A 9,372-nucleotide genomic window follows, 5' to 3' on the forward strand; every position below is an offset into this window, starting at 1 on the left:
GCAGCGCCGCCAGGTGCTTCCCCACTGGTTGCACCACTACAACTGGCATCGCCCTCACGCCAGCTTGGGCTACAAGCCTCCGATCAGCCGACTGCCACTGAACAACGTACTGGGTTTACACAGCTAGGCCTACCTGTGCTGTGCGAGTGATCTGCCCCCACTTAGTCCGTCCGGTCCCCACAGGGAGGCAGTAAAGCGTCTCAGCGTCACTTAGGACGCCGCACCAGCAAAACGATGAGGAGGACTAGTCCGATCAGTGCTATCAAAATCGAAAGATGCCAGAGGCTCATAGCTGCTCTCCTACCCTTTGGCTGATTTGCTGAGAAAAAGAAGGCCGAACATGTCGGCCTTCTTTGCTCTCCTCGTCACTCGTAGTGACAGACGAGTGCCCTTCCATCCCACGAGCAGCTCATCCTGCGGCTCCCAGATGCGGAACCGTTGACCGGAATCCCGTAATCCGCTGCGGCTCTGACCCAGTCAGCAAGGGAGCCGTTACTGTCGAAATAGTAGCTACCCACGTAGTTCATCGCCCCGTCCTGATTCGTTGCGGAGGAATCAGGTATCGGGTTTCCCTGGGCGTCGGAGCTTTCCCCTGGGACATACTCGGCCTTGTTGGCCGTGGACGAATCGATTGTGAAGGTGGTCTTCGACCCGTCCTTCCACGTAATGATGATCTTGAACCCTGACGGGAACCCCATGCCCATGATCACGGAGTTAAGCGTTACCCCCAGATCGGTGAGCGTCTGATTGGAGGTACCAGTCGCAGTCATCGACTGAGCCAGGTTCGTCCCCAGCTGATTGCGAACGGTTACCGAGCCGGCAACTTCATAAGCGTTCGACCCGGAGAAGCCCCCGAAAGGATTGTTGGCAAAGAGGGTGCCGTTGTAGCCATCCGGGCTGATGTTCACGACCACGTTGGATGCGCCGGACGCCTGAGCGGTCATCTTCGCGTCAAGCATGTAGAGAAAGCGCTCGTAGGTGACGGAGTCAACCTGCTTCGGCTCGGGGAAGTTCCTACCCAGCTCGTTGTCGTAGATGACGTCCCACAGGGTCAGCTTCGCGTTCGCCTGGTCCACGACATACGTATAGCCAACGGGCCCAGAGCGCGCGGTAGCGAAATGACCTTGGGAAGTGCAGTTGTTGCAGACGAATACCGCGTCTGCCATCGCCGGCCGGGGGGCTGCAGCAAGTAGAAGCGTCGCACCCAGGAAGACAGCTCCAGTTACTTTATGCATCTGTCAAGCTCCATTTGTTTGGTTGATCTTCCCCAACCTGCGGCCTCACTGACAGCCGGAACCGACAATCAGCCGGCCAAAATAGGCAAAGCAAGACTATCCCAACATTCGCCTGCCTTCAATTTCCGCGCGACATCCTCCCCGGAGGACGCAAGAGGTGATCCTCTAGAGTCCTGATGTGTTCGTGATGATGTGAATGGATCAACGCCATTCTTCCACCTTGGCGATGCGTGGTCTTTCTGCCGGGAAAATTGCTCTGCCTGTGCTGCAGCGACGGGCGTTTCACGGACGTGGGCCGGGGGAAATAACGCCCACAACTCACTGATTTACAAGGTTCAGAGACGGAACTGTTAATCAGGGGGGTCGTTGGTTCGAGTCCAACTTCGAGCGCCAAGTTCAGGACAGCAAAAAGCCCGCTTCGAGCGGGCTTTTTGCTGTGCGATCGTTGCCGGCTCCGGCCTACCAGCAATCGTCGGCCGTGGCGGCGCTGCCGGACTCGCCCTTGACGCCCTGCGCGTTCAGCGTCAGGGTCCCGCACTTCTCGTCGTTCTGGTTGGTCCCCGGAACGGCGCGGATGGTGTAGCCATTGGCGTTGACCGAGCCAGGCACGAACTCGAAAGCATAGAAATTCTCGATCTCATCGTCGCAGCCCGGCAACGCGGGAGCTCCGCCCGCCGCGGTGAGGTAGGTCATGTTCGTCGTGTAGTAGCGCTCCATGAACTGGGCCTGCTCCATCAGGCAACCGGCGGCGGTCGAGCGACGGCTCTTGATCACGGCCCAGTCGTAGCTGGCGATGGCGATGCCGGCCAGGATCGCCACGATCGCGACGGTGATCATCAGCTCGACCAGAGTGAAGCCCCGCACGCGGCGGTGCGTGCGGCCCGGATGCATCCGGCTGTGGTCCACGATCATTCCCCTGATTTCCATGTTCATCAGTTCCTGAGTATCTCACGCCACGAGATCCGGCCGGGTGCGACCGGGTTGTTGACACCGACCGAACCTGTGTTGCCCTTCGAGCCACCTGCGCCCAGGATCTTGTCGAGCAGCACGCTGTCGGTATTCATGCCCACGCCGAGATCGACTGAACCGACCGGCACCCCGCCGACGGTGTCGTCGGTGTACTGACCATCGCCATCAACATCGAAGAAGTGCTGAGCGACGCTGGCGCCGGTAAACGGATTGATCGCGTTGATGAAACCGCTGCCGCCCGGGACGCAGGGATCGTCACTGGGAATGATGCTGGAGAACAACAGCACCTGCGCCGCCACGGCCGGATTGCCGATCATCCGTTCACCCTGTGCTGTGCCGGGCGCCGGTGGCGTGAAGTCGACGTACCAGCCCTTCTTGTCCAGCGGCATCGTCGTGTTGACAGGCTCGAAACCGCGCACCGTACGGCCGGCGATCGTCGTGACCGCAACCGTCGTCCGTTTCACGAGGTCGGTACGCGAAGCGATGACCGCGCCGCCATCGATCAGGCCGTACATCGTTTGCACCGACTTGTCTTGCGGATCGGTACTGGTGATATAGCGGCCGGTGCCGAAGAACACCCAGCGCTTGAAGGTTGCCGGGTCGATGGCGATGGTCACGCCGCCGGTGATCGGCTGCCGATTGCCACTCGCATCCAGGGCAGTGAACATCGGCACCGGGGTGCTGCCGGACTTGTATGCCGACGCCCACTTGCTGGCGTTGCTGTCGCTGAGATCGAACTTCCACAGATTGCCCTGCAGGTCGCCCGCATAGACATAGTCGACATCGCCGTCACCGTCCTCGTCCCACCCCTTCGGCGAGGAAAGCCCGTTGCTGGTCGCGCTGTTCGTCGGAATCGTGGCCAGCACCGCACCGTTGCTGATATCGATGACGATCAGGAACGCCTTGTCGTTCGGACTGTTGAGGCCATTCCCTATCACCACGCCGGTCTTGCCATTGTTGAGCTTGGCGATGAAGGGCGTGCCGGTGACATGACCCATCTCAGGCACCGCATCCAGATCCCATTCGACGTCGGTGGTGCCGAAGCTCGCGGGCGTAGTCACGTCGAGCGCGAAGATTCCGCGACCGCCCCGTCCCATCGTTCCGACGAGAATGTTCTTGGACGGAGTCTGGGTCTTGTCCGAAACGATCACCGGTCCGTCAACGAAATACTTATGCACGTATCCAGGATCCGAAAGCGTCTTGAGATTGGTCATCGCGACGCCGCGCGGCACGTAGGCGAACCTCTCGACCCCCGAACTCGCGTCGAAGGCATGCAGCATGCCGTCGTTGGCACCGATGAAGACCGTGTCGCTGTCCTTCACGTAGTACGGCGAACTGTGGATGATGTCACCGAGCAGACCGACCCGGTCGCGGAACGTCCCGCCGTTGCGGGATTCGAGCGAAGTATCGCCCTTCAGGTAGTTCGCGACCAGAGCACCGTTCGCGGCCGCCGGCGCCACGGCCGTGCTGAGGGCCGTAGTCTGCATTGCGGTCGGGAACGTCGCACCTGTGGAAGTCGACGAATCGAACGTGAGTATCTTCCGGCTGGCGAATGCCGGCAGCTTCTTGGATGCCTCCCACTTAGGCGTCGTCTCGTCGATACCCGATGTGGTGACCGTCAGTCCCCTCAGCTCGCCTGTCCATTGGCCACCGATGTAGCTGGCCTGGAACAACGTGCTGCCATTGTTCAGCGAGGTGCTGTTCGCGGATACGCTCGAACTCGAGCTGGTGGTATTGGCAATCGCCGCCAACGCGTCCTGCAGCCCTTTCGCAAATGCGGTCGGATCGCTCGCAGCGACGAACTTGCCGCGGCTGTTGACCGCCGCATGGAACAGGTCGTCGATACGATGATTGTCCTCGGCATCGAGCGGATCCGGCCAGGACAGTCCTCCATCGGTCAGATCGTTGTTGTCGCCCGGTGCACTCACCGCCGTATCCGGATTCAGGGTCCCCTGCAGGCCGATCGAGATGCCGAAGGTCACCATGTGCTGCCAGAACGCCGGATTGCCCGGCGACAGCGGGACGATGTTGTCGAGATCGGTACGAAGGTCCGTCTTCCAGTAATGCATCGCCACGTCGGCCAGCGTGGTCCCGCGGTTGTCCATATAGGGCCGCGATGGCGTGTAGGTGTAGTCGGCGTTGCTCGGACCACTGATGGTAAGACCCGCAGTACTGTCGGCATCGCCCTTGTTGGAGGTGCCGTTGTTCCAGAAACCGTCGGTGGTCAGGATGGCGAAGTTCTGCCGGCAGGCGAACTGCTGCCCGTTGCTGTTCTTCAGGCCGCCGCCAGGGCCGTCATCTGACGCACTGGTGTAGTAGCCGCCCGCACGATCCAATGCGGGCAGCAATGGGGTTCCGTTGTATCCGCGAGCGCCGTGGAGATAGCTGAACCAGGTGGTACGGTTGCTGCCCCGGAACAGGCCGTTGTCGGTATTGACCGGAATCAGGAACTCAGGGTTGTCCGGCCCGTTGCCCGTGGGTCCCCAGATCGTCGTGAAACCGACGCGGTACTTGTCGCCGTCCAGAGAATGGAAGGCTTCGCTAGACCCCGCCTTGGCCGCCTTGATCCGGGTGCGGTGATAGGAGAACCACGTTGCGTAGTTCGCACGCTCCTGGGCTTCGGTACGCCCGGTAGGAGTCGCCCAGGCACAGTTGGTCCAGTTGCCCGACACATACTCGCATCGCAGCACCCGCCCGGCATTGGCGCCATAGTCGTAGCCCAGAATGTAATAGCGCCAGTAATTCGCGCCATTCGACAGATAGCTGGTGGAAGTACTGGCCGGATTCTTCGGCACATGGAAATACTGAAGCCCGCCGCAGACCTGGGTGGAGGCCCCATTACGATCCTCATTCCGGCAATCACTGCTGTTGAGGAGATCAATGGTGTTGCCGGTAGCGTAGTTGAAGCTCGGATAGACGGCGGAGTAACTGGTGCCCCCGGTGCGCCGCGTGCCATCGGCTGTCATCCAGGTCCGGTACTCGATCGCTGGATTGTAGTAGATGGTGTTGGACACATAGGTGCGGCTCGTGATGTTGGGCGAACTCACGGACGGCACGGTGGCGCTGTTCATCGTCTCGAACGACATCGAGCCCGAGTCATCGAGGATGAACAGGATATTGGGTGGCACGCCGTTGCCCGCGCGCGGCGGCACCGGCGGTATGGTCAAGGCCGCCTGCACCGGCAGCCCCATCAGCGTGGCGAGGAAGGCGACGGTTGCCGCCTGGAGCAGGCGCGGCGCGCTCTTTTGTAGACGAGGAGTTTTCACGTCGGCCTCCATCAGGGTCCGGCGAAGTTGGATTGCAGGATCACGGTGGCGCGGTCGGCCGCCGTGCTGCGTGCGGTCACCCGGTAGCGCGGTTTCAGGCAGAGCGGGTGTACGGGAATCTCGCTGTCGCACTTGGGCCAGCTGGGCGCCTCACCCATGTATTCGACGAAGTATTGCGGCGCGATCGCAAGGGCGCCGACCGAAGTCGCCGCATTGGTCCAGTAGCCGCCCGCCGCATTGAGCCAGCGTTCGGGCTGGGTCGCATCGGGCGTGTCGCATAACGCGCCGCTGCAACCGCCCGAGCCGATCGCCGGGAAGCCCGCGTGACCATTGGCCAGCACCAGCGCCTCGGCCTCGCGCAACGCGGCTTCGGCAGACTGGAAGCCGAGCCCGCGGTCGCGCAGGTTGGCGGTCATCCGTTCCTCCATCACCGTGCCGCGCAGGCTGGCAAGCCCGAGCAGGGTCATCACCAGCAAGAGCACCAGTACGACGACCAGGACCGCGCCTTGCTGGTTGCGCGGGTGGGATTTGGGTATGCGCCGCATCATGAGTTTCGATTCCTCAGCGTCACGGTATGGACGAGCGTCCGCTGCAGAACGTTCCCATCGACTCCGACCGCTTCCGGGCTGTCCAGGGTCAGTTCGATCCGCGCGGCCAGCACTTCGTTCCAGCGTGCGCCGACTCCGCCTGCCGCCACATAGCTCGCACCGCCTGGCAGCAGGTAGGTGATCTGCATGTTGCTCACGCCTTCGGTCACTTCCTCGGAGACGGACACCGCAGCGACACCACTACGTCGCATTACCTGGCGGTACAGCGCGCGGTTGCCGTTGGGGTTGGTGCCGATGTACCAGCGCGCCGACTTGAGCTTCACGATCGTGGAGTTGGGACCGTAGGTGTATGGCGTCCCGTTCGCAGTGCAACTAACCGGTACGCCCAAGCCCTTGGTGCAGTTTCCCGGAGACGTGCTGGCACCGCTCGGGTTGTGGACGACGGTCTCGTTGGTGCCCGGCTGCGCATTGGTCACCTGGACAATCGCCGCCTGGCGATAGTCGCAGACCATGACGATGTCACCGTCGTTCAGGTCGTGATTGACGGTATTGACCTTGAACTGCGCCGAAGCCGGTACGTGATCGGTCACGGTCACGCCATTGGATTCGCCGGACTTGAGCTCGATCGCATCGGTATTGGCGACACGGTTGGCGGGGTTGTCCAACGCAAACGCGCCGTCCACGCCGAATACACCGTCGCCCCAGTTGGTGAACCAGCTGGCCGTGGGATTCTCCAGGACATTCGCGAGCGGCAGATTGCGCGCGCAGGGGAAGCCCGCCGCTTCGCGCACGTCCCGCGCCATCAGCTCGAACGCCACCCGCGAGCTCTCCTGCACGCGCCCGAGATTCTCCGTCGCCCGGTAGGTCTGCCGGTTGGACACGAAAACGCTGATCGCCGCTCCGGTGATGAGCAGGCCCAGCACCAGCGCCACCATCAGTTCGATGAGGCCGATACCGCTCGCCGCGCGGCGGCCGGAGAACGAGGTTCGATTTCCCATGATTCGCTTCATAGCCGTGTCGTCGTGCTGATGCTCTTGGGCGTGGCCGCCGCCTGCCGCTCGGCCCTGCGGTCGTCCCAGCGCACCGTGATCCGCACGAGCTGCTGGGCTGCATTCACCATCTCGATCTGGCCGCACGCGCTCGGTCCGAGCGAGCGCGGTTGCTGCATCGCCGTGATCCACTGGTTCAGATCGGTCTGCGCGAGCGTTCCCGCGGCCGGCGGCGCACAGGTCATGCCAACGGTGTAGCCGCCCGCGACCGCGACGTCGCGGTTCGCGCGCATCGCGTCCATGATCGAGTAGGTATAAACGACCGCCATGCTCTGCTCGGCGGAACTCTGGCTGTTGCGCAGCGCCGTCGCCTGCATGGCCGCGATGCCCAGCAGGCCGATCGCCATCACCAGGACCGCGACCAGGACCTCGACCAGTCCGGCGCCGCGGACGGCACCGCGGGCAGGAGCGACTCTCCGACGGCGCACGGCGCCGACATGCTTCACGTTATGGGCGACCATCGTCACGGACATGCTCCCGCGCCATTTGCCTGTGATGTGGAAACGCGGCTGCCGGCCGCGACGTTCAGGATGCGCCGGTTCATCGCCGGCTTGTCGGTGGGAATGCAGACGGTGACCGCCCCCACCAGCAACGCGTTGTTGGCGTCGTAGGCCAGGCCATCGGGCCTGAAGACGATCGAGTTGTTGTTGGCGCTGATGGTGTTGCCGACGGTCACCTGCACCGGCGCCTCGGCATTGCTGACACGCAACACGGTATCGCCGGCCCCGAAGGCGCCATTGCCGCTGGAGTCGATGATCGTGATCCAGCTCTGCCACTGCGCGCCCGCCGAGCAGGTCGCGTTGTCGGCGCTGCGGCAGACCGCGACCCGCCGGTTCTGGCGAACCGCTTCCATCCGCGCCGTCTGCACGGCCGCCACCATTTCGTTGACGCCGCTGGCGAGGCGATTGCCGTTGATGATTCCGATGAAGCTGGGCACCGCCAGGCCGATGACGATCGCCAGCAGCGCGACGGCGACCAGCAGTTCGATGAGGGTAAAACCGCCCGACCGGGACATCGTCCTGACCGGTTCGATACGTCTCGCAGGCACCTGACTTTCCCCTAGCACGGTTCCGTTCCGGTAACGTAAGGGGGGCCGGGAAGCATTGCCACCTTATGCCGACAGGCGGACTGCACAGCGGTTCAAGCGGCCGCACCGGCGCCCATCCGGCAATCTGGACCCACTCTGGCCCATGTCGCACACCGCACCCGCACTGCAGCCCCTGGACGCCCTGTGGCAACCGCCCGTGCTCATCTCCGTGCTGCTGGCCGGCGAGTGCCTGGCCAGCGTGCTGGCGCTGGCGCCGGGCATCAGCGCCAACCGCTGGGTCTATTTCGGCCTGGCGTCCCTGCTGATCCAGTGGATATCGCTGCTCACGCTGCTGGCCCTGTATCTGTTGCGCGGCAGGCTGGCGACACGTCCGCCGCTGCAACTGGCCTGGATCGCAACCGGGTTGCTGCTGGTCAACACCTGGCTGGTGTCCGGAGCGGCGCGGCTGGGGCTGGGCCCGGACTGGCCCCTCGACGAGGATGGCTGGTGGGGACTGACCCTGCGCTTCACCGGAATCGTGCTCGCAGTCACCCTGCTTGGCCTCGCCGCATTCCAGAACCACTGGCGCACGCGGCAGATGGCGATCCGCGCCAAGCAGGCCGAATTGGAAGCGCTGCAGGCGCGGATCCGTCCGCATTTCCTGTTCAACACCTTGAACACCGGAGCGGCGCTGGTGCACCAGCGGCCGGAAGCGGTCGAGCATCTGCTGCTCGATCTGTCCGACCTGTTCCGGGCGGCGCTGGCGGGGCCGCAGCAGATCGCGCTGGAGGACGAGCTCGGGCTGGCACGGCGCTACCTGGAGATCGAGGCGCTGCGCTTCCGCGACAGGCTGCGGGTGGTCTGGAAGCTGCCGAAGGCGCTTCCGGACGTCACCGTACCGGCACTGACGATCCAGCCGCTGGTCGAGAACGCGATCCGGCACGGCATCGAGCGGCTGCCGAAGGGCGGCGAGATCGAGATCGCGGTGACCACCTCGCCGGAGCGGGTCATCGTCCGCATCACCAATCCGCTGCCCGGCATCGATGCGCCCGGCAATCCCGGCCATCGCGTCGGCCTGAATGCCGCGCAGGAAAGGGTCGAGGCGTTGACCGGAGGGCGAGGCAGCGTCACCACGCAGCGCGAAGGCGGACTCTACGTGGCGACGATCCGGTTGCCGGTGGGCGGCACGTGAACGTCGGCGGCGGGCGGCCGGTTACCGCCCCCCCCCCGTGCCGGCCCCCAGCGCGCAGGCCAACACCCCGTAACCGGGCGGGGGGT

The 9,372-nt window shown here is 63.6% G+C and carries 9 protein-coding genes; 2 read left to right on the forward strand and 7 right to left on the reverse strand.

Translation table 11 applies throughout. From position 1 onward, the window contains the following. The coding region (locus L3V18_RS11175; RefSeq protein ID WP_237054893.1) for an integrase core domain-containing protein at positions 1-127 on the forward strand (127 nt) is incomplete at its 5' end. Positions 128-365: 238 nt separating this feature from the next. On the opposite strand, the gene L3V18_RS11180 is transcribed toward L3V18_RS11175, so the two are convergent. The 7 genes from L3V18_RS11180 to L3V18_RS11210 form a co-directional block, all read right to left on the reverse strand. Continuing rightward, a complete protein-coding gene (locus tag L3V18_RS11180; protein ID WP_237054884.1) occupies positions 366-1,235 on the reverse strand; it encodes a hypothetical protein in 870 nt (289 codons plus the stop codon). 459 nt (positions 1,236-1,694) lie between these two features. After that, positions 1,695-2,168 (reverse strand): type IV pilin protein, encoded by a 474-nt coding sequence (locus L3V18_RS11185; RefSeq protein ID WP_343226329.1) that lies wholly within the window; start codon positions 2,166-2,168, stop codon positions 1,695-1,697. Continuing rightward, the gene (locus L3V18_RS11190) at positions 2,168-5,470 is read right to left on the reverse strand and encodes a pilus assembly protein (protein WP_237054886.1); all 3,303 of its coding nucleotides are present in this window, start codon (positions 5,468-5,470) and stop codon (positions 2,168-2,170) included. Before L3V18_RS11190 ends, L3V18_RS11185 begins: the two co-directional genes overlap by 1 nt. 11 nt (positions 5,471-5,481) lie before the next feature. Further along, the gene (locus L3V18_RS11195) at positions 5,482-6,018 is read right to left on the reverse strand and encodes a pilus assembly PilX family protein (protein ID WP_425493513.1); all 537 of its coding nucleotides are present in this window, start codon (positions 6,016-6,018) and stop codon (positions 5,482-5,484) included. After that, on the reverse strand, positions 6,015-7,016 hold the full coding sequence (locus L3V18_RS11200; RefSeq protein ID WP_237054887.1) for a PilW family protein: 1,002 nt from the start codon (positions 7,014-7,016) through the stop codon (positions 6,015-6,017). Before L3V18_RS11200 ends, L3V18_RS11195 begins: the two co-directional genes overlap by 4 nt. A gap of 8 nt (positions 7,017-7,024) precedes the next feature. Further along, positions 7,025-7,528: a type IV pilus modification protein PilV gene (pilV, locus tag L3V18_RS11205; protein WP_237054900.1), complete on the reverse strand. Its 504-nt coding sequence runs from the start codon at positions 7,526-7,528 to the stop codon at positions 7,025-7,027. Between the two features lie 2 nt (positions 7,529-7,530). Next, complete coding sequence (locus tag L3V18_RS11210; protein WP_237054889.1) at positions 7,531-8,082, reverse strand: GspH/FimT family pseudopilin; 552 nt, start codon at positions 8,080-8,082, stop codon at positions 7,531-7,533. A gap of 175 nt (positions 8,083-8,257) precedes the next feature. Here L3V18_RS11210 and L3V18_RS11215 point away from each other — a divergent pair, with 175 nt between their 5' ends. Continuing rightward, positions 8,258-9,286 carry a sensor histidine kinase gene (locus tag L3V18_RS11215; protein WP_237054891.1) on the forward strand — a complete coding sequence of 343 codons (1,029 nt, stop codon included), beginning with the start codon at positions 8,258-8,260 and terminating at the stop codon, positions 9,284-9,286. Positions 9,287-9,372: the final 86 nt, after the last annotated feature.

The sequence above is a fragment of the Marilutibacter chinensis genome, from assembly GCF_021725675.1.
GTDB classification, from domain to species: domain Bacteria; phylum Pseudomonadota; class Gammaproteobacteria; order Xanthomonadales; family Xanthomonadaceae; genus Marilutibacter; species Marilutibacter chinensis.

What these genes read in the sequence shown, in the direction of transcription:
- pilV (WP_237054900.1), bottom strand. Translation starts at nt 7,528, where the DNA reads ATGGTCGCCCATAACGTGAAGCATGTCGGCGCCGTGCGCCGTCGGAGA.
- L3V18_RS11200 (WP_237054887.1), bottom strand. Translation starts at nt 7,016, where the DNA reads ATGGGAAATCGAACCTCGTTCTCCGGCCGCCGCGCGGCGAGCGGTATC.
- L3V18_RS11215 (WP_237054891.1), top strand. Translation starts at nt 8,258, where the DNA reads ATGTCGCACACCGCACCCGCACTGCAGCCCCTGGACGCCCTGTGGCAA.
- L3V18_RS11195 (WP_425493513.1), bottom strand. Translation starts at nt 6,018, where the DNA reads ATGATGCGGCGCATACCCAAATCCCACCCGCGCAACCAGCAAGGCGCG.
- L3V18_RS11185 (WP_343226329.1), bottom strand. Translation starts at nt 2,168, where the DNA reads ATGAACATGGAAATCAGGGGAATGATCGTGGACCACAGCCGGATGCAT.
- L3V18_RS11180 (WP_237054884.1), bottom strand. Translation starts at nt 1,235, where the DNA reads ATGCATAAAGTAACTGGAGCTGTCTTCCTGGGTGCGACGCTTCTACTT.
- L3V18_RS11210 (WP_237054889.1), bottom strand. Translation starts at nt 8,082, where the DNA reads ATGTCCCGGTCGGGCGGTTTTACCCTCATCGAACTGCTGGTCGCCGTC.